Origin of the sequence: Wolbachia endosymbiont (group A) of Apotomis capreana (assembly GCF_964027025.1) — a bacterium.
GTDB classification, from domain to species: domain Bacteria; phylum Pseudomonadota; class Alphaproteobacteria; order Rickettsiales; family Anaplasmataceae; genus Wolbachia; species Wolbachia pipientis.
Genome location: NZ_OZ034721.1, coordinates 647,808 through 668,083, shown reverse-complemented (window position 1 = coordinate 668,083; position 20,276 = coordinate 647,808). Strand labels below are relative to the sequence as shown.

The following is a 20,276-nucleotide window of genomic DNA, read 5'->3' as shown; positions in this document are numbered from 1 at the left end:
ATGAACATTGAACGTGCTGTAAGCTCTAGTTTTACTGCATTGCCAGTATTACCTTTAAGAGATGTAGTAATTTTTCCAAATATAATGGTGCCTTTATTCATAGGCAGAGAAAAATCTGTTAATGCACTAGAGTATGCAATAAGTAGTAGTAATCACCAAAATGAGATTTTTCTTGTAGCACAGAAAGATGGCTCTGTTGATAATCCAGAGCCTGAAGATCTTTATGAAGTAGGTGTGTTAGCAAGCATTGTACAACCGTTAATAAAATTACCTGACAATGCAGTAAAAGTTATAATCCGGGGGATAAGAAGGGGAAGAGTTGTAGAATATATTAGCTCTCATACTTTATTACAAGCCAGGGTAGAGTTAGACAGTCATTATAAAGAAGATGAAGACAATATTGACTTAGAAGCTTTAAGGCGATCTGTTGTAGACGCGTTCGATAGCTGGTGTAAGCTAAACAAGAAAAATCAGCCCGAGGTTGCCATTAACTCCATTGATCAAATCAAAGAAGTTGATCAACTTGTAGACACGGTAGCTTCACATTTAAATATAAAAGTATCAGATAAACAAAGCATACTTGAGGCTTATGACCCAGAAGAGCGTTTAAAAAAAGCTTTTGCTTTTATTGAGAGAGAAATGAGTATTTTGAACGCACAAAACCGTTTATATAAGACAATTAAATCGCAAGTTGAAAGCACTCAGAAAGTTTACTACCTTAACGAGCAATTGAAAGCTATACAGAAAGAATTAGGCGAATTTGAGAATGGTGATGAAGGGAATATACTCAATGAATTTGAAAAAAAGATAAATGAAACAAAGCTTTCTCAGGAAGCAAGAGAGAAAGCTATAACTGATTTGAAGAGATACAAGAAAATGAATCCCATTTCTCCTGAAGCTACAGTTATATCTAGTTACTTGCATTGGTTGCTTGAGTTGCCATGGGGAAAGTACAAAGATGCAAAAATTAACTTAAATGCAGCTAAGAAAATCTTAGATGAAAATCATTATGGCATAGAGAAAGTAAAAGATAGAATAATAGAATTTTTAGCGGTATTAAAAAGAGTAAAAGAGATAAAAGGTCCTATACTTTGCTTAGTTGGACCGCCAGGTGTTGGTAAAACTTCTTTAGCTAAGTCTATGGCAAGAGCAGTAGGAAGAGATTTTGTTCGCATAGCTCTTGGTGGTGTGCGTGATGAGTCTGAGATACGAGGGCATAGGAAAACTTATATTGGCTCAATGCCTGGTAAAATCATTCAACACATGAAAAAAGCTAATTCATGCAACCCGCTTTTTCTGCTTGATGAAATAGATAAGATGGGTTCTGATTCGCGTGGCGATCCTGCGTCTGCATTACTTGAGGTTTTAGATACTGAGCACAATAAACACTTTACGGATCATTACTTGGAAGTTGAGTTTGATCTTTCAAGTGTAATGTTTGTAGCTACGGCAAACAGCTTAAATTTACCACATCCTTTGCGTGATAGGATGGAAATTATACAATTGTCCGGGTATACTGAAGATGAAAAAATCAGTATTGCTACACACCACCTTATTCCGAAGTTAAAGAAGGAGCATGGTTTGTATCAGAAGGAATGGGACATAACTAATGAGGCGTTATACGAGTTGATACGTTTATATACACGTGAAAGTGGTGTGCGAAGTATGGAAAGGGAGCTTGCAAAGCTCATGAGAAAGGCAGTTAAAGAAATATTGACTGATAAAAATAAGAAAATATCCGTAGGGGTTGACAATTTACAAGATTATTTAGGGGTACGTAAATATACCTTTGGCATTGCGGAAAATGAGAGTTTAGTAGGAATAGTAACTGGGCTCGCCTATACTGAAACAGGTGGTGATATTTTGATGATAGAATCAGTCCTAATTCCGGGCAAGGGAGAAATAAAATACACAGGAAAGCTTGGAGAGGTTATGCAAGAATCTATAAAAGCTGCGTATAGTTATATTCGATCAAATTGTTTGTTTTTTGGTATAAAGCCCGAAAAATTCCAAAATAATGATATACATTTACATGTACCTGAGGGTGCAGTACCAAAAGATGGCCCTTCTGCTGGCGGCGCGGTATGTACGTCTATTGTTTCTCTTATGACGAATATACCAGTTAACAAAAATGTTGCTATGACAGGCGAAGTGACATTGCGTGGTAGAGTTTTAGCTATTGGGGGCTTAAGAGAAAAATTGCTTGCAGCGCTCAGAGGATCAATCAAAACTGTGATTATACCAAGTGAAAATGAGAAAGATATGCAAGAGATTCCGGCAAGCATCAAAGAGGGGATCAACGTAGTTTTTGCTAAGAATATTGATGAAGTTATGAAAGTTGCTTTAATGCACCCTACTACTCCAATTGATGGTGATGATAATCAAAATAGTGTGCCTTCCTCTATAGAAAGTAAAGATGATACTTTTCCTATGTCGGAAACATTGAAGCATTAGATTAAAAAAATATTATCAATCTCCATTTCTCTTTTATCCGGCAAAAATCCACCAACTTGTGCATCCCATAAGGATATGACTTGCTTTGTTGTTATGTCATTCATATTTTTTACTTATTCTATCTCCCAGTTTAATTCAAGTAGATGATATATTATAATAGTCCTTTTCATGGAAACCTTTTCTGGTAGATTGCTTTCTAGAAAAACATTGGTCAAGGTGCCAACTGTGGTTTATAATAATATAAATTATATCATAGTTGATTTGCGTTTATCAGAGCTGAGGTATGTTTTATTTTACAAATTTTTTGCCTATTTTACTGTTCCTATTTCTTTTTGTAGGAAGCGGCATATATTTTACTGTTCTTGGCGTGTCAAATGCTTTTTATCAGTTATCTCCACTGGTAGCCATTGTTCCTGCCATAGCTCTGGGTTGGGTTTTATACAAGGGCAATACTGAAGAAAAAATGTATGCCTTTCTAGATGGGGTAAGAGATCGTAATATTATCACTATGTGCATCATTTTTTTACTTGCAGGTGCATTCAGTGAAGTAACTAAAGCAATCGGTAGTGCTGATGCCACAGTTAATTTGGCTCTTTCATTTATACCAACACAATTTTTACTCATAGGATTATTTTTTGTAGCAGCTTTCATCTCCACTGCTATTGGTACATCAATGGGCACCATTGCAACAATTGCTCCTGTTGCAGTTGAACTGACACAAGCTGGGATTTCTCCTTCCTTAGGAGCGTCGAACAAGAAAAAAATCTTGTTAAACCGGAAAGAAACTATTTCTTCACTTCCATAGCAATTTTTATATATAATTTATCAAGAAGTACTTCTGCAGTTATAACCGACTGATCAATGGTGCTTAAGTGCCCGTTTAGGAGCGTGGTTTTGGAGGAACGGTTAAACCACTGATGGAGTCTATTATGACTACCTCGATTAGAAGATTGTATAATCTAACCGTCCCAAGCTTAAGTGCTTCTCCATTATAAGTTATAGTAGGATAATTACCATGATAAAGGCAAAAAGTAAACTAGAAATAGTGAATCCTGATACAGCAGGAATTGATATCGGCTCAGCTGTACATTATGTATGTGTACCTGAAGGAAGAGATGAACAACGTGTCAAAAAATTTGGATGCTTTACAGTTGATCTTCATAACTTAGCAGGGTGGTTAAAGAAATGTAAAGTTAGAACAGTAGCTATGGAATCAACAGGAGTATATTGGATTCCTTTGTTTCAAATACTTGAGTCATATGGATTTGAGGTAAAATTGGTAAATGCACGATATATTAAGAACGTGCCTGGTAGAAAATCCGACGTTCAAGACTGTCAATGGTTACAACAATTACACAGCTATGGATTACTCCATGGGTCGTTTAGACCTGATGATCAAATGTGTGTGTTGCGTAATTACGTTAGGCAACGTAGCAACCTGATTGAAAGTGCATCCACACATATTCTACGTATGCAAAAAGCGTTAATTCAAATGAACGTTCAATTACACAAAGTCATAAGTGATATTACTGGAGTGACCGGTATGCAAATTATCAAAGCAATAATTGAAGGTGAAAGGAATCCTGAAAAATTATCAGAATTGAGAGATGTACGGATAAGAAATGATAGATCTACCATGGCAAAAGCGCTAAAAGGCGACTACAGAAAGGAACTCTTATTTGTGTTAAAGCAAGAATTTGAATTGTATAATATTTATCAGGAAAAAATAGCAGAATGCGACAAAAGCATCGAACAATATTACAAAACATTTGAAACAAAATCTGACGAGAATAAGCGATGCAGCAAAATAAAGAATAGGTTTTCAAAAAACAGACCAGACTTTCCTTTACACGAAGAACTGTATAGAGTAACCGGTATTGATTTTACTAAAGTTCCTGGGCTTGATGTGCTAACTATACAAACAATTATCTCAGAAGTTGGTTTGAACCACGATAAATGGCCATCAGAGAAGCACTTTACTTCTTGGTTGGGGCTAAGTCCTGCTAATAAAGTTACAGGGGAAAAAGTATTTGGGACGAGAACTCGCAAAGTTATTGCTCGTGCTGCAAATGCTTTTAGGATGGCTGCCCAGTGTGTGTCAAGAAGCAACAGTGGGATTGGTGCATATTGCAGAAGGTTAAAAAAACGACTAGGAGCACCGAAAGCGATTACCGCTACGGCTAGGAAATTGGCGTGCATTTTTTATAGTATGCTAAAGTATGGACAGGAATATGTAGAGAAGGGCATTGATTACTATGAAAAGTTATATAAGGAAAAAATAGTGAAGACTCTAAGCAAGAAAGCTAGTGAATTTGGTTATGTCTTGATTAAAAAAGAGCTACTAGCAGAAAGAGTTTCTTAGAAGTTGCAACTGTTGTAGGAGGAGCAATGTTTGGCGACAATTTATCTATTATCTCTGATACTACAATTGCATCTGTGATGTCTCAAAAGGCTGATATAAAGAAAAAATTAAAACTGAATGCAAAAGTGGCACTAATTGCTTCTATATTCACAATAATTATATTATTTTATAGCTCAAGCAATAGTGCTGCTATTTCAGTTAAGGAGTATTCTTTATTGCTTGTGGCTCCTTACATCATACTTATATTGCTTGCAAACTTTGGAATAAATGTATTTACGGCATTGGTTTTAAGCATAACTTTTGCTGGAATCATTGGATTTATAAATAACAACAATTATGGTTTATTGTTTTTAAGCCAAAACATCACTAAGGGGTTTATGAGTATGCATGAAATTATGCTACTGTCATTGATGGTTGGCGGACTTTCAGGACTGGTAGGTAAAAATTCTAAGGAGTTTGCAGATAAACTTTCATCTTGGGTTATGATACAACGTGGTGGACAAAAAACTGCGCAGTTATTTATTGCAAAAATAGTCAGTATATTTGATATTTTACTTGCAAATAACACCATCGCTATAATTTTTAGTGGTGAAATTGCTAGAGATATTGCTAAGAAATATGAAATACCGCCTCACTATAGTGCAGCATGGCTAGGCATATTTTCTTGTGTATTTCAAGGATTAATACCGTATGGCGCTCAATTGCTTTTGGCTAGCACTATTGCTGGAGTTTCACCTTTGGCAGTCGTGCCACACGTATACTATTGCTATGTTTTAGGTATTATTGCAGTGTTATATATTGTATTGAACAAAATTGAGAAAAAAGATTGTGCTTAACATACAAGACAATGCTTCACTTTGTAAAAGATGGATATTCCTAGCAGTATGTGCCCTTGCTTGCTCTGGGTTACTGTCAATAATTGTTATTTTTCTACGATTGCCTTTTATCTCCTCTCTTGTTCCTTCTGCACAATATATTTTTGATAATGCGCTGGTGATACACGTGAACTTGTCAATTTTAGTGTGGATGTGCTCTATAATATCTCTGCTCTTTATCATAAACCTACAAAATACCAATAGTTGGTTTAACTTTTTATGGGTTCTATCAACCCTTTCGATGCTGCTCATGTTTATATCCGCATTCGTTCCAAACACTGAAGTTATCAAAAGTAACTATATTCCCGTATTACAAAACAAATTATTTTTACTTGGACTCAGTTTATTTATTGCCAGTATATTAGTAAATACAATGCTAGCATACACATCAAAAAAAGAGGTTTCATTTCTCTCTGTTGGGCAAATTGGGCTAGTTATTATACTTGTATCGTCATTTCTTTGCTTTGTTTTAGCATATAATAATATGCCTCCAGGTCTATATCACTCAGATAAGAATTTGTTTTACGAATATCTCTTTTGGGGAGGCGGACATTTATTGCAGTTTGCTTTTACTCAAGGAATGTTTTTAGTCTATTTAATAATGCTAAGTTCCAATGATATTAGTTTAGCTTCAAGCAATAAAATTACTATTTTACCACTATTTATAAACACGATTTTAGCTGTAGGCGCACCGTTTGTATATTTTGTTTATCCAGTTGATAGTGCCAAGTTAATACAGTTTTTTACTTGGCATATGAGGATTGCTGGAGCAGTTTTGCCGTGCTTTTTGATAATATTAGTGTGCTGCAACATCAGAACTTTTATTAATAATAAAAGCAACTATTTATTACATTCATTCTTGTTGTTCATTTATGGAGATGTGCTTGGAGTGCTGGCTATTGAAGGAAATGTCACCATTCCCGCTCATTACCATGGTTCTGTAGTTGGTATCACTATAGCTTTTATGAATTTTGTCTACTGGATGTTACCTAAATTAAACTTTAAAGAGATAAAAAGTTCCATGGTAAGATTACAGATTTATGCCTACAGTATAGGGCATTTTCTCCATATCACTGGCCTTGTGTGGCTTGGTGGATATGGTGCTTTAAGGAAGGTTGCAGATCTGCCAAGTATTTCGTCAATGTTAGCACGCACGTGCTTCATTATAGGTGGCGCTATATCAGTTGTTGGTGGAATGTTGTTCGTAATAATTGTGCTTTTACATCTGTTAAAAGGCAAAGCGCGTACCAACTGACCCATAGAAACGAAAAAACTTCCTTGACAAACTCCGCCAGCCCCCTTATCATGGTACTGAAGCTATTTATTTATCTTCTCTGTACAGATTAAATGACAAAAAAACTCACGTATCTGGCGTCTCATGTTTAATTTTTTGCACTATGTGCACTCTATGTCTTTATCAAATTTCTGGGTTTTTACCTACACAAGCTGAAATACGCTTATAAAGCATTTAAAACATTAAAAAACGCCAACTTAAAAAATGGATAGTGAATAATTAGCTACCTTAGGGTTTCTTTTGCCTTTTTTTCTGTTTAGTAAATTTCTTAACGTTTATAATTTAGATTAGTTGCGATTTAAAAGCAGCTGAGTCGTGGTTATTAAACGTTTAGAATAAAAAAACGCCATACTTGAAAGTATAATGTAAGTAATTAGCCAACCATGGGGCTTCTTTTGCCTTTTTTTTCGTTTGGTAAATTTCTTAATGTTTATGGCTAAAGATTGCACGAATGTTGCAATTACAAAAGCGTTTCTACTAGGAGGGTGTCATCCCAGTGCTTGACACTGGGATCCAGCCTTTCTGCAATCTCATCGGAAACGTTGTAACCACTTTCTATACTAGTTTGCTTGTGAGCAACCTGGATCCTAGTGTCAGCTACTCGGATGACAAAAAAAGGAGCACTGGGATGACAGGAGAGGGAGGCTACTTGGATGACATCATAGGGGCACTGGAATGACAAAAAAAGGAGGCACTGGAACGACAAAGTGGAGTGTCTGCTTCTGTCATCCTATGATAGCTAAAAAGACCTGGTCACGCGCTGGAATGACACCGAAGGGGCTACTGCCCTCTTGGATGGAGACCAGTGTCAGCTACTTAGATGATACCTTTTTTCTACTTAGTTTAGGTTATGCAGAAGTCTAATACAATTATAGAACAAGCTTAAAAATTCTGGTAAAGTAGTTTTATTTACAAAGAAAGAATATGCTACTTGAAATTGAAAAGCGCAGCATAACAAATGCATTGTGGAAGTTGCAAGAAGCAGATCAAAGGCAAATCTTAACTCTTACACAGAGATTTGAGTTACCAGAAATATTAGCAAGAATATTGGTTACTCGTGGTGTTAACATAGAAAATGCAAGCGACTTCTTATATCCACTAATCAGATCGCTATTACCAGATCCCTTTCACCTTCTTGATATGGATAAAGCTGTTTCTCGTATAATACGGGCAATAAAAAATGATGAAAACCTTGCAATATTTGGTGACTATGATGTTGATGGTGCAACATCGTCAGCATTGATTAACAGGTACCTAAGAGCAATCGGTATACACTCTATAATCTACATTCCAGATCGTGTTGATGAGGGTTATGGATTAAACACAGATGCTTTATTACAACTTAAAAAGAATGGAATTGATTTATGTATTTCCGTTGATTGTGGTACGCTTGCATATCAACCAATAGAAGATGCAAAGGCTTTTGGTCTTGATATTATAGTTGTTGACCATCACCTTGGTACGGAAAAATTACCAAGCGCCGTAGCAGTTGTGAATCCAAACCGCCTTGATGAGAGCTCTCCTTATAATAACCTAGCAGCAGTTGGAGTGTCATTTCTGCTAATTGTTGCTCTTAATAAAAGCCTACGTGAGCAAGGATTTTTTACCAATAAAAAAGAACCAGATTTATTTGATCTATTGGATTTGGTTGCTCTGGGAACTGTCTGTGATGTTATGCAGATCACAGGCCTCAATAGAGCACTTGTCTCACAAGGATTAAAAGTTATGTCAACAAGAAAAAACGTTGGCTTGCGTGTTTTATTTGATGCTTTGGGAATCCTTGAAAAACCAAGTGTTTCGCGGTTGGGGTTTAGCATTGGACCGTGCATAAATGCTGGAGGAAGAATTGGAGAAGCATCGCTCGGTGCAAGGTTGCTTTCCACCGATGATGAAGAAGAGGCACATTCAATCGCGCTAAAATTAATAGATTTGAATAATGCAAGAAAAGTGTTAGAAAATGAGGCTCTCTTGGAAGCTACAGCACAAGCGGAAGAGTCTACCCAATCAGGTGCGAATTTTATAATGATAAGTGGCAATTGGCACCAGGGAATAATTGGTATAATTGCATCAAGGCTAAAGGAGCAGTTTCACTTGCCAACAGTAGTGATATCTTTAAATAATGGAATAGGAAAAGCAAGCTGTAGATCAATTTTGGGAGTTGATATCGGTGCTGCAGTCCTTTCCGCAAAGTTTATAAATTTGATTATTGAAGGTGGTGGCCATAGTATGGCGGCAGGATTTTCAATTAAAGAAGACAAAATAAATGATTTGCATGATTTTTTTACTGAAAGATTTTCAAACTCTATAAATGAGAAAACTTTAAAAGCTGATAGTATAGTAACTGCTAAAGCAATAAATTTGTCTTTATGGAATCAATTGCAACGCTTGGGACCATTTGGAGTTGGAAATCCTGAACCAAGGTTTATTATCCAAGGAGCAAAGATAAGAAAGCCTGAAGTTATAGGAGTTGACCATATAAAATGTTTTATTGCTGATGATAATGTTATGGTAAAAGCTATTGCATTTCGTTCTGCAAATACTCATCTTGGCTCTGCTATCATGCAGGGTAATGTTAAAGCTATTTTGGGTAAAATCTCTATGAATTACTGGAATGGCAATGAATTTGTACAATTTTTAATAGAAGATGTATTGACCATTAGTTGAGTGTATCTGTTCAGCAGAGTGGCAAAATAGGTAGACAAGATAAACCAAAAAATCGAGAAAAAGTGAGTTTACAACAACTGGTGTCATGAAATTATCTGACACTGATTTCCATCCAAGAGGGTGTCATCCCAGTGCTCCTATAATGTCATCCCAGTGCGTGACACTGGGATGACACCCTACTTAACCGTCATACCGCGATTCATTCGCGGTATCTCTTAGCCGCTAACAAGTAGCGGGATGACGAGCTTATCGTCATGCCACTGCGAACCGTCATACCGCCGCGAACCGTCATACCGCGATTCATTCGCGGTATCTCTAGATCCCGCTAACAAGCAGTGGGATGACGAGCTTATCGTCACGCCGCCACGAACCGTCATACCTCCGCGGCGCTAACAAGAGATCCCGCTAACAAGCAGCGGGATGACGGTTGTCGTTTAGCCATAAACATTAAAAAATTTACCAAATGAAAAAAAAGGCAAAAGAAACCCTAGTCATTGTCTATTTTCAGTATTGGCGTTTTTAAGTCTTAAACACTGCAATTTAGCTGCTTTTGAATGCAACTAACCTACGCTGCAAATGTTTAAGAAATTTACTAAGCAGAAAAAAAGGCAAAAGAAACCCCGTGTTAGCTAGTTGTCACTCTCTAATCCTGCAAATTGGCGTACTATACTGTCTTAAACGACTTATAAGCGCGTTTCAGCTTATATAGGTAAAAACCCAGAAATGTTGTGAAGACATAAGGTGCACATAGTGCAAAAAATTAAAAATAAGACGCCAACTACGTTGTTTTCTTGCTGTTTAATCTGCACAGATGAAGATAACTGAATACCTTCAATACCATGATAAGGGCGCTGGCGAAGGGTGTCAAGCAAGTTTTTCGTTTCTATATGTGCTACCTTAAGACTTCAACGTCTTAACGCACCTAACTCCATCTGCATATAAATTTGCATGGCTCTTTCCAGTATTAAGCAATGCAAATCCAATGTTGTCTACACTAGAGCGCAGTTCCCCTATTTCTTCATTATTTTCATTTGTCATTTTAGTGCCAATATCTGGAAGTGCGTTATCCCCCTCAACAAGGTAAAGTTTTCTTCTGAATATTTCTTGTCTGCTCATTCGATTTACAACTTCCTGACCTATATAACACCCCTTATTAAAGCTTATACCGTTTACTTTATCGATTAAAAATTGCAGCGGAAACGATGAATTCTGCACCATATCTTTCGCTCCATCTGGAACGAGATTTTGAATTCTGACTTTTTCATACTGAGTAAAATCCCCAACCGGCTCTTTTATTTCATCTTTATGTATGATCCTCATTCCTAGCAGCTTGTGCCTTGGATCTTGAAAAATAACTTGTGACTTACCACTACACTCCGCCAACTTAGTATTAAACAAAACTCCAACCTTATATAGTGCGCTAACGTCTTTAATCTTCACTCTCAAGTAAGTTTTAAGCAAATCCAGTTTCTCGATTATTTGCTGCAAGTGCATGTTTTCGCACTCTAAGAGGGTGTATTTACCATATTCAATAAGAAAAAAATCATATAGATATTTTCCCTGAGGGCTAAGCAATAAAGAGTAAATGGCTTTTTGGCTATCCAACTTATTAATATCATTGGTTATAATACCCTGCAGAAAATCTCTAGTGTCAGGCCCATATAGCACTATCACACCACGACTTAAAAATGGTATATAACTCATGAAATCTCTATAAATAAATCTAAATTTTATTATATAACATTAGGCTCTTTTAGAAACTGCTTTTGGCGTGCATATTTTACAAGCTCCAGCCCTTGAAATCTAACTTACGAGTATATATATAAACTTATAAGTTAATTTGTTGATGAGGAAAAACAAATGTCAAGTATAAGTTTAAATGTATTAGATGATAGCGTGCTGATCAAGCCTATTAGCGAAGAAAAGCAAGGTGGAATTGTGCTTCCATCAAGTGCTGAAAAGAAACCTACTAAAGGTGAAGTTATAGCAATTGGTGAAGGTTCACGCAATTCAAGTGGCGAACGCGTAACTTTAACTGTGAAAGCTGGTGATAAAGTGTTCTATCGCCAATGGGCTGGTACAGAAATAGAACATAATAATGAGAAGCTTATCGTGATGAAGGAATCCGATATACTTGCTGTCATTAAGTAGCAGTCTTTATTTTACTAAACTGAAACAAAGCGCAACATAGCGCATTGTAAATGGTTTTATTATAGTTTTCTAAATTTTTTATTAACAAGAGGTGATAAAAATGACTAATGTAGTAGTATCAGGTGAGCAGTTGCAAGAAGCCTTTCGTGAGGTCGCAGCAATAGTGGATTCAACGGTAGCAATAACTGCGGGACCTAGAGGAAAAACAGTAGGGATTAATAAGCCCTATGGAGCACCAGAAATTACAAAAGATGGTTATAAGGTGATGAAGGGTATCAAGCCTGAAAAACCATTAAACGCTGTAATAGCAAGCATCTTTGCACAAAGTTGTTCTCAATGTAACGATAAAGTTGGTGATGGTACAACAACGTGCTCAATACTAACTAGCAACATGATAATGGAAGCTTCAAAATCAATTGCTGCTGGAAACGATCGTGTTGGTATTAAAAACGGAATACAGAAGGCAAAAGATGTAATATTAAAGGAAATTGCGTCAATGTCTCGTACAATTTCTCTAGAGAAAATAGACGAAGTGGCACAAGTTGCAATAATCTCTGCAAATGGTGATAAGGATATAGGTAATAGTATCGCTGATTCCGTGAAAAAAGTTGGAAAAGAGGGTGTAATAACTGTTGAAGAGAGTAAAGGTTCAAAAGAGTTAGAAGTTGAGCTGACTACTGGCATGCAATTTGATCGCGGTTATCTCTCTCCGTATTTTATTACAAATAATGAAAAAATGATCGTGGAGCTTGATAATCCTTATCTATTAATTACAGAGAAAAAATTAAATATTATTCAACCTTTACTTCCTATTCTTGAAGCTATTGTTAAATCTGGTAAACCTTTGGTTATTATTGCAGAGGATATCGAAGGTGAAGCATTAAGCACTTTAGTTATCAATAAATTGCGTGGTGGTTTAAAAGTTGCTGCAGTAAAAGCTCCAGGTTTTGGTGACAGAAGAAAGGAGATGCTCGAAGACATAGCAACTTTAACTGGTGCTAAGTACGTCATAAAAGATGAACTTGGAATCAAGATGGAAGATCTCACGCTTGATGATCTTGGTACGGCTAAAAATGTTAAAATTACTAAAGATAATACCACAGTTGTCAGCGAAAATAGCGATTCTGACAGTGTGAAAGCTAGAATCGAGCAGATTAAATCTCAAATTGAAACTTCAACTTCTGATTATGATAAAGAAAAGCTAAGAGAACGTTTAGCGAAATTATCAGGTGGCGTTGCTGTGCTCAAAGTTGGTGGAGCAACTGAAGTGGAAGTTAAAGAACGTAGAGATAGAGTCGAAGATGCGCTGCATGCAACAAGAGCTGCAATTGAAGAAGGCATAGTTCCAGGTGGTGGAGTTGCGCTTCTTTATGCTTCATCTGTTCTCGACAAATTAAAAGGTGCAAGTGACGAAGAGCAAATAGGCATAAACATTATCAAGAAAGTTCTCAGTGCTCCAATTAGAAGGTTAGTTAAAAATGCTGGTCTTGAATCTGCTGTTATAATTGACTATTTGATTAAGCAGAATGATAAAGAGCTTATATACAACGTTGAGGCTATGAATTACGCTAATGCATTTACAGCTGGTGTGATTGATCCAGCAAAAGTGGTGCGTATTGCTTTTGAAACAGCGGTATCTGTTGCGAGTGTGCTGATAACTACTGAATCTATGATAGTTGATGTACCAAGCAAAGAAAATGCTTCATCTCCTATGGGTGCAGGAGAAATGAGTGGCATGGGTGGATTCTAAGTAGAATGAAACCGTGGAGCAATTGCTCCACGGTAGTTCCAAAAAATCTCACATTTTACTATTCGTTAAAGGTAATACGTTTGGTGCAGAAATGCACTACTGTTTGCATCCGTTTCACTCCTTTATATTGTGGTTGTCTAATAACAAAAAGGCAGCATAAGAAAACTATAACCCCTAGTATATTTATACTATAGCTGACCCAAGCAACACGTCATACCGCGATTCATTCCACAACTGTACGAACATTACAATATGGCACATAGTAAACGATGTCATGAAAGTAGCTGACACTGGAATGACACCCTTTTGGATGGAAACCAGTGTCACGCACTGGCATGACACCCATTTGTTCCTATAGTTGTCCTTTCTCGTCTACCTTATTTTGCCACTCTGCTGAACAGATACAATTTACAACCACCCCCCTACCCTTTTTAGTTGTTCAGCAAATATAGAGAGGTTAAAGGGAGTGGTATTACTTAAACAACTAAATAAAAAACCAGGTAGATCATTCTGAAATTCTTGCATTTTTGTCCATAATTTTGTTAAATAACTTCCCTTTTGGTCATATCGAACCAAATTTCTTTTTCACACCACCTTTTAAGCCACTTTCGTTAGTTTTTGTCATAATGCGATCAAACACTCCCAATAACCTCTTTAATAGGTTTGGAGTTAGCGAAGAGATAAGATCAACAGATACGTTATTGTTTTTGTCATCACCACTTGCTTTATAGTCTATTGAAACGATTCCCCTACTTTTCCCACCAGTAAGAAGTTTTCCAATTATAGGAATTTTTAACAAAGATTTATTAATTGAATATGCTGGTATTACTTGTCCTGCAACCTGGAATTTATAATCTTTAATATCGAGCTTACCACCAGTGCTAATACCTAACTCCGCCCCTTCAAGCCAAGATTCTTCAATTTCAATAGTGCCATCTTTGTATGAAAAAGGTGCATTACATTTGTAAAAGTATACACCTTCATTTTTTATGGCATTTACAATGCCAGGCAATGAAGACATCGACAATAAAGTAGTAAGTAGTGGAGCATCTTTGATGTAGAAATTGCTAATGGATAACGTACCATAATGTTCTCCACTTTCTCTCTGAGGAGAGAGATAAAAAGACAATTTGCCGTTTTTAATTGATTTACTAATGCCTAAGGAACGCAAAAGCATACCTGAATTATCCGCATATATTTCGAGCCCTATTCCACTGTATTCTGCTAGTATGTTGCTGCTATCTTCCAGAAACTGCCCTGTAAATTGACTTCCATTGCAATTACCTTTAGTACAGGTTACATTCAGCTTAGCATTTTTGATAACGATGCCTTCTTTCATAATTACATTGTCAACATTCATACTAATCTCTATATCTTTATTTAATCCATTACTGTTTTTGCCAAGCAAGCCTAAAATATCACTTAAGTTAATTTCCTCACCATAAATAGTTATGGCATTTTTCTCCTTACCTGATTCAATTTCTATACTAAAATCATTATCAGGCAATTTAAAGCTACTAGAATTTAAATATAAATTTCCATTTTCTACTCTTCCGCTGAATTTTATATCTAGGTCATTTCCTACAATGTCTAATTTATCTACTAACAATTCACCTGCTCCTTTTAACCTTGTAGAAAACAAAATTTTATTGTGATCTTCAAAGCGATTTTTCCACCCTAAGTAGCTTGAATGTGATTCAAATTCTGATAAATCTATATCACCATTAACATACCCCGTCTTATCTTGATTTATCACTGACTCTAAATTTGCACTGACATAGCCACTATCAAAATTAAATATTTGAGCGGGTAAATCTCCGGTCAAATTCCAGGCGAAACTTTCATTCCTATTGCTACTTTTCAGGTCAAATAATAGCTGTGTGTTATTCACCATACCACTACCATTTAAATCTATAAAGTCACTGCCAAAACTAAGCTTAATATCATATTTACCAAGACTTGCATTATAGACGGCCAAATTGTCAATTTCAGAATGAAAATTTGCTGAGAAGTCTACTTTTTTGTCATCAGCATTTAGATTAAAAATGCGAAAATTAAATACGGATTTTGCCATTCCACTTACTTTATCCCTTTCAACCTTCACCACATCATCCAGCTTAAATCTTATAGGCTCATATAAACCATACGCATCACTTACAGCTTTGCCATTAATGGTTAGAACTGAATCTTCCTTATTTAGAGATTTCATTTCAATATCACCACCATTAACAGTGAAATTCTGAAACTTAGCGCTATTTACAGTAATTTCAAGATCGTTATTCTTGATGATCAAATCACCCTTTAATTCCTTTACTTGCTCAAAATCTTCATCAAATTTTACGCTACCGTTTTCTATATCAGCAACAATTACAATGTCTGACAGATCGTCATCAACCAATTTGCCATTGAAACTTACAATGGTATTTAAAACATCCCCATCAATATTATTACAATACCAGCTTTTAAATTTACTATTTACTACACTATCTGGTATATAAGTACATAAATCCTTTGCAGCAAACTTACTAATATTAATTCTAAGCAAAGCATGACTTGTACCAAAGTTCATTTTGCCTATTAAAGAGAGATACGTGTCATTTAACTTAAAATGGAAGTTTTTTACACTAATAATTCCACTACTATATGTTAAATTTATATTTACATTAGTTAAGGCCAAATTTTTGTTCAAATAATTTTCTGTATTTAATACGTATATATTTCCATCTACAATTTCATCCTTTTTATTAATTTTCACTGAGAAGCTTCCTTTGAATCCTATATTTTTGTCCAAATTGTAGCTTTTAACTAATGTAGAAAACTTGCTCAATAGTCCCAATTTTAGATCATAAAATGTCCCGTACACATTTAGCAAATTGTTGCGATTTTTTATCGTAATTGATAAATCATCCAAAAATCCCTTTCCATCTTTTGTATTCACATGAATATCTAAAACATTAAAATCTTCCCCCTTCCCTATATATAATTTATCAATAAAAAATTCATCTTCTGTGCTTTTATCAATAGCGATGTTAGTAAATTCAATTTTTGAATCCGCATTTAAGTCAAAAAAAAATTCCCTTATTGTTTTTAATAGATTTTTTGCACTACTTTCTGTCATCTTGAAATTCTTCCCTGTCATCCCAGTATCTTTTTTTCCTGTCATCCCAGCACTCGTCCTTGTCATCCAAGTAGCTTGACTACTTGTTTCTTTTTTTCTAGATTCCAGCGTCACGCGCTGGAATGACACCGAAGGAAGGCGGTTACTACTTAAATAATGATTATCCAAAAGGTCTAATGAGTTTTGCGGATTAACATTAGTTTCTTCTCTCTTGATACATACATGCACATTATCAGCTGAAACCTGAGAGAGATTTGTGCTAGCTTTAAATAAGGAACTTAACTTAAAATGTACAAAAAGCTCAGGAACTTTTATAGTAAAATTAGGGTTTGCTATTGCCAAATCCGTAATGACTAAATACGGATCTTTGCCATCTTTCTGCCAAACAACTGAGGTATTCTCCATATTAACGCTTGAGCCAACAAATATTTTTGATATTTTATGTTTAACATAAAAATCAATATAATTAATATTGATTTCTAAAGGCTTAAAAAAAATAAAGAAGCACAATATGAATAATAAAGCTACGGAAAATAATATAGTAATTTTTTTAAGCATCGATTATTGCTTTTCTTGCTAAACTATCAGCCTCCTCATTATATTTATCGCCACTGTGTGCTTTAACCCACTTCCAATCAATTTCGTGTTGTGAAGCAACGTTGTCTAGCTCTTTCCACAATTCCATATTTTTTACTGATTTTTTATTACTTGTTTTCCAGCCATTCATTTTCCACTTATTTATCCATTCTGTTATGCCATGCTTAACATAAAGACTATCCGTATATAAATTAATATTACAAGAAAATTTCAATACTTTCAGCCCATTGATCACCGCTGTTAACTCCATTTTATTGTTTGTGGTATTTTCTTCTCTACCATAAATGTCTTTTCTGTAATCTTGAAATAATATGATAGCTGCCCATCCTCCCGCTCCAGGATTACCAGAACACGCCCCATCCGTATATATTGTCACTTCTTTTTTACTCATCTTTGTTTATATCGGTTAACAAAGTATATAGTTGCTTTTATGAAAGCACAATTTCTAAAGGTAGTTTAAGCTGCACCTTTAAATTTTATTATAGAAACAAAAAAAAGTGTGACAACGAGCATTACCAAAAGGAAAAGTAAAAAATAGTTTTTATGCTTCTGCCGTTCTTTCATAAATAAAATAAATCAATAGAACAAAAAATAATACTGGCGAATAGGGAAAATAGATAAGAAATTGAATAAGAAAACATTTTTTTCTGTGAGCTGTGATTCTTGAACTTCATAACAGATACAGCGTACCAAATAAAAACGCAACCTTCAAAGGTTGCCATGCTTAGATAAAGTAAAGCCTTTTTCAAAAATAGAGCCGGAAGCAAGCTAGTTAGCACCAGCAAAACACTATAAATTAATATATATTTTCTTGTTTTTTCCGGACCATAAACAATATTGAACATTGGAATTGATGCCTTTGCATAGTCTTCAGACTTATTTAAAGATAGGGCCCAAAAGTGTGGTGGAGTCCACATAAAAATTACTAAAAATAAAATGAAACTTTCCCAACTTACAGAATTAGTCACAACTGCCCAGCCAATCATTGGAGGGAAAGCACCTGCTGCACCACCGATAACGATATTCTGCGGAGTACGCCTTTTTAGCCAAATTGTATATATGAAAACGTAAAATAATATGCTAACAGCAAGCAAAGCAGCAGAAATATAGTTTACTGCTATTGCCATGATAAATACTGACAATATTCCAAGAGTTATACCAAATTCAAGCGCACTTTCTGCAGAAACTCTACCTGAGGGTATAGGGCGGTTTTTTGTCCTTTCCATGAGCAGATCTATGTCTCTGTCATACCACATATTTATAGCACCTGCAGATCCTGAGCCAAGAGCAACACATATAAGAGATATTAGTGCTAGAAAAGGGTGCATACTACCTGGTGCAGTAACCATACCAGCAACTGCAGTAAATACCACAAGATACATTATCCTTGGCTTCAGCAAACGCCAAAAATCCAGTATTGTTGATTCAACATTTAGCAAAACACTTGTGTACATTCTATTTTACCACTGGTGGTTTTTCGAAAGTATGAAAAGGCGGTGGTGAAGATACCGTCCATTCCAAGGTGTCACCTCCCCAAGGATTATCTCCAGCTTTCTTGCCCCATTTAAAAAGATGTATAACTATAAACACAAAAAACATAACTGAAACAAAGGACATATACGAACCAATTGAGGATATATAATTCCAAGGGATAAACGCATCAGGATAATCAGGTATACGCCTTGGCATACCAGCTAATCCTAAGAAATGTTGAGGTAAAAAAGTGATATTGGTGCTAATAAAAGTAAGCCAAAAGTGGATTTGACCTAAGCGCTCATTATATTGTTTACCCGACATTTTACCAATCCAATAATAAAAGCCAGCAAAAGCTCCAAATAATGCAGCAAGTGACATGACATAATGGAAGTGAGCAACAACATAATAGGTGTCGTGCAAGAGCTTATCTATTCCACCATGAGAAAGAATTATTCCCGTTATGCCACCGCCAACAAACATGAAAATAAAACCTAGTGCAAATAGCATAGGGGTCTTAAACTCAATTGCTCCACCCCACATAGTTGCAATCCAGCTAAAGACTTTTACACCAGTTATAACACCGATAAAAATTGTGGTAGTGCTAAAAAATGCAGCAGCGTCAGCACTAAGCCCAACAGTGAACATATGGTGAGCCCAAACCATAAAGCCAAATACTGCTATACCTATCATTGCATAAACCATCCCTATGTAACCAAATACAGGTCTGTGAGAAAAAGTTGATACAACCTGACTTATGATGCCAAATGCAGGAAAAATAATTACGTAAACTTCTGGATGACCAAAAAACCAAAATAAATGTTGAAATAACACAGGGTCACCACCACCGGCAGGATCAAAAAAGGAAGTACCAACATTGCGATCAGTAAGAAGCATAGTTATAGCACCGGCAAGTACTGGTAAGGCAACAATCAACATAAATGCTGTTAGCAAGACAGACCAAACAAACAGTGGCATCTTAGTTAATGACATTCCTTTTGCGCGCATGTTAAATATAGTAACTATAAAGTTGATCGCCCCAACAATTGACGACATACCAGCAACGTGGAGTGCAAGTATAGCAAGGTCAACTCCTGCACTTGGATGGGACATTACCTGTGATAAAGGTGGATATAAAGTCCAACCCGTACCTGCACCTTCGCCAGCAAATGCTGAAAGAATGAGCAAAATAAAAGATGACACTAACAACCAAAAACTTAAATTATTCATACGAGGAAATGCCATATCTGGTGCGCCAATCATGAGAGGTACAAACCAGTTACCAAATCCTCCCATGAGGGCTGGCATTATCATAAAAAACACCATTATCAACGCATGCCCTGTAACCATTACGTTATATAATTGATAATTATTGTTAAGTATATTAATGTGCATTAGCTGAGTGCGAATAATCACCGATAATAATCCACCAATAATTCCAGCTAATATGGAAAAAATAATGTACAGTGTCCCTATGTCTTTATGATTAGTGGAAAACAACCAACGCTTTATGCCCTTTGGTACGTCACTCATATCTA

General features: G+C 35.9%; 16 protein-coding genes. 10 read left to right on the top strand and 6 right to left on the bottom strand.

The features are described 5' to 3' along the window. The 8 genes from lon to recJ all read left to right on the top strand — a co-directional run bounded on the left by lon (position 1) and on the right by recJ (position 9,649). Positions 1-2,454, top strand: coding sequence for an endopeptidase La (gene lon, locus AAGD50_RS03305; RefSeq protein ID WP_155968871.1), 2,454 nt, complete (start codon positions 1-3; stop codon positions 2,452-2,454). A gap of 283 nt (positions 2,455-2,737) precedes the next feature. Further along, on the top strand, positions 2,738-3,259 hold the full coding sequence (locus tag AAGD50_RS03300) for a Na+/H+ antiporter NhaC family protein (RefSeq protein WP_265041203.1): 522 nt from the start codon (positions 2,738-2,740) through the stop codon (positions 3,257-3,259). 210 nt (positions 3,260-3,469) lie between these two features. Next, complete coding sequence (locus AAGD50_RS03295) at positions 3,470-4,816, top strand: IS110 family transposase (RefSeq protein ID WP_174515809.1); 1,347 nt, start codon at positions 3,470-3,472, stop codon at positions 4,814-4,816. Between the two features lie 26 nt (positions 4,817-4,842). Continuing rightward, the gene (locus AAGD50_RS03290; protein WP_285534911.1) at positions 4,843-5,652 is read left to right on the top strand and encodes a hypothetical protein; all 810 of its coding nucleotides are present in this window, start codon (positions 4,843-4,845) and stop codon (positions 5,650-5,652) included. Continuing rightward, positions 5,645-6,946, top strand: coding sequence for a cbb3-type cytochrome c oxidase subunit I (locus AAGD50_RS03285; protein WP_341810137.1), 1,302 nt, complete (start codon positions 5,645-5,647; stop codon positions 6,944-6,946). The genes AAGD50_RS03290 and AAGD50_RS03285 overlap by 8 nt, the downstream gene beginning before the upstream one ends. Positions 6,947-7,481: 535 nt before the next feature. Next, positions 7,482-7,664, top strand: coding sequence for a hypothetical protein (locus AAGD50_RS03280; RefSeq protein WP_265024640.1), 183 nt, complete (start codon positions 7,482-7,484; stop codon positions 7,662-7,664). Then, entirely contained in the window at positions 7,661-7,849 is a 189-nt protein-coding gene (locus tag AAGD50_RS03275; protein ID WP_264954149.1) for a hypothetical protein, read from the top strand. The genes AAGD50_RS03280 and AAGD50_RS03275 overlap by 4 nt, the downstream gene beginning before the upstream one ends. A 60-nt stretch (positions 7,850-7,909) precedes the next feature. Continuing rightward, a complete protein-coding gene (gene recJ / locus AAGD50_RS03270) occupies positions 7,910-9,649 on the top strand; it encodes a single-stranded-DNA-specific exonuclease RecJ (RefSeq protein ID WP_265041206.1) in 1,740 nt (579 codons plus the stop codon). 897 nt (positions 9,650-10,546) lie between these two features. On the opposite strand, the gene AAGD50_RS03265 is transcribed toward recJ, so the two are convergent. Next, a complete protein-coding gene (locus AAGD50_RS03265; protein WP_264724201.1) occupies positions 10,547-11,353 on the bottom strand; it encodes a YgfZ/GcvT domain-containing protein in 807 nt (268 codons plus the stop codon). Between the two features lie 165 nt (positions 11,354-11,518). Here AAGD50_RS03265 and AAGD50_RS03260 point away from each other — a divergent pair, with 165 nt between their 5' ends. Both AAGD50_RS03260 and groL read left to right on the top strand, forming a co-directional pair. Next, a complete protein-coding gene (locus AAGD50_RS03260; protein ID WP_173862895.1) occupies positions 11,519-11,800 on the top strand; it encodes a co-chaperone GroES in 282 nt (93 codons plus the stop codon). A gap of 100 nt (positions 11,801-11,900) precedes the next feature. Then, positions 11,901-13,550, top strand: a complete 1,650-nt coding sequence (gene groL, locus AAGD50_RS03255; RefSeq protein ID WP_155968879.1) for a chaperonin GroEL — start codon at positions 11,901-11,903, stop codon at positions 13,548-13,550. A gap of 183 nt (positions 13,551-13,733) precedes the next feature. Here the strand turns inward: groL and AAGD50_RS03250 are convergent, their stop codons facing one another. The 5 genes from AAGD50_RS03250 to ctaD all read right to left on the bottom strand — a co-directional run bounded on the left by AAGD50_RS03250 (position 13,734) and on the right by ctaD (position 20,271). Then, the gene (locus tag AAGD50_RS03250) at positions 13,734-13,877 is read right to left on the bottom strand and encodes a hypothetical protein (protein WP_264705617.1); all 144 of its coding nucleotides are present in this window, start codon (positions 13,875-13,877) and stop codon (positions 13,734-13,736) included. A 235-nt stretch (positions 13,878-14,112) separates the two neighbouring features. Then, positions 14,113-17,226 carry a DUF3971 domain-containing protein gene (locus AAGD50_RS03245; protein ID WP_264724203.1) on the bottom strand — a complete coding sequence of 1,038 codons (3,114 nt, stop codon included), beginning with the start codon at positions 17,224-17,226 and terminating at the stop codon, positions 14,113-14,115. Beyond that, the gene (gene rnhA, locus AAGD50_RS03240; RefSeq protein WP_151807582.1) at positions 17,219-17,656 is read right to left on the bottom strand and encodes a ribonuclease HI; all 438 of its coding nucleotides are present in this window, start codon (positions 17,654-17,656) and stop codon (positions 17,219-17,221) included. The genes AAGD50_RS03245 and rnhA overlap by 8 nt, the downstream gene beginning before the upstream one ends. 169 nt (positions 17,657-17,825) lie before the next feature. After that, on the bottom strand, positions 17,826-18,719 hold the full coding sequence (locus AAGD50_RS03235) for a heme o synthase (RefSeq protein WP_265041208.1): 894 nt from the start codon (positions 18,717-18,719) through the stop codon (positions 17,826-17,828). Between the two features lies 1 nt (position 18,720). Beyond that, the gene (gene ctaD / locus AAGD50_RS03230) at positions 18,721-20,271 is read right to left on the bottom strand and encodes a cytochrome c oxidase subunit I (protein ID WP_264724205.1); all 1,551 of its coding nucleotides are present in this window, start codon (positions 20,269-20,271) and stop codon (positions 18,721-18,723) included. Between the last annotated feature and the right edge of the window lie 5 nt (positions 20,272-20,276).

Excerpts from the sequence above, each read along its gene's own strand:
- lon (WP_155968871.1), top strand. The coding sequence starts at position 1 with ATGAACATTGAACGTGCTGTAAGCTCTAGTTTTACTGCATTGCCAGTA.
- AAGD50_RS03300 (WP_265041203.1), top strand. The coding sequence starts at position 2,738 with ATGTTTTATTTTACAAATTTTTTGCCTATTTTACTGTTCCTATTTCTT.
- AAGD50_RS03295 (WP_174515809.1), top strand. The coding sequence starts at position 3,470 with ATGATAAAGGCAAAAAGTAAACTAGAAATAGTGAATCCTGATACAGCA.
- AAGD50_RS03290 (WP_285534911.1), top strand. The coding sequence starts at position 4,843 with ATGTTTGGCGACAATTTATCTATTATCTCTGATACTACAATTGCATCT.
- AAGD50_RS03275 (WP_264954149.1), top strand. The coding sequence starts at position 7,661 with ATGACAAAAAAAGGAGGCACTGGAACGACAAAGTGGAGTGTCTGCTTC.
- recJ (WP_265041206.1), top strand. The coding sequence starts at position 7,910 with ATGCTACTTGAAATTGAAAAGCGCAGCATAACAAATGCATTGTGGAAG.
- AAGD50_RS03265 (WP_264724201.1), bottom strand. The coding sequence starts at position 11,353 with ATGAGTTATATACCATTTTTAAGTCGTGGTGTGATAGTGCTATATGGG.
- groL (WP_155968879.1), top strand. The coding sequence starts at position 11,901 with ATGACTAATGTAGTAGTATCAGGTGAGCAGTTGCAAGAAGCCTTTCGT.
- AAGD50_RS03245 (WP_264724203.1), bottom strand. The coding sequence starts at position 17,226 with ATGCTTAAAAAAATTACTATATTATTTTCCGTAGCTTTATTATTCATA.
- rnhA (WP_151807582.1), bottom strand. The coding sequence starts at position 17,656 with ATGAGTAAAAAAGAAGTGACAATATATACGGATGGGGCGTGTTCTGGT.
- AAGD50_RS03235 (WP_265041208.1), bottom strand. The coding sequence starts at position 18,719 with ATGTACACAAGTGTTTTGCTAAATGTTGAATCAACAATACTGGATTTT.
- ctaD (WP_264724205.1), bottom strand. The coding sequence starts at position 20,271 with ATGAGTGACGTACCAAAGGGCATAAAGCGTTGGTTGTTTTCCACTAAT.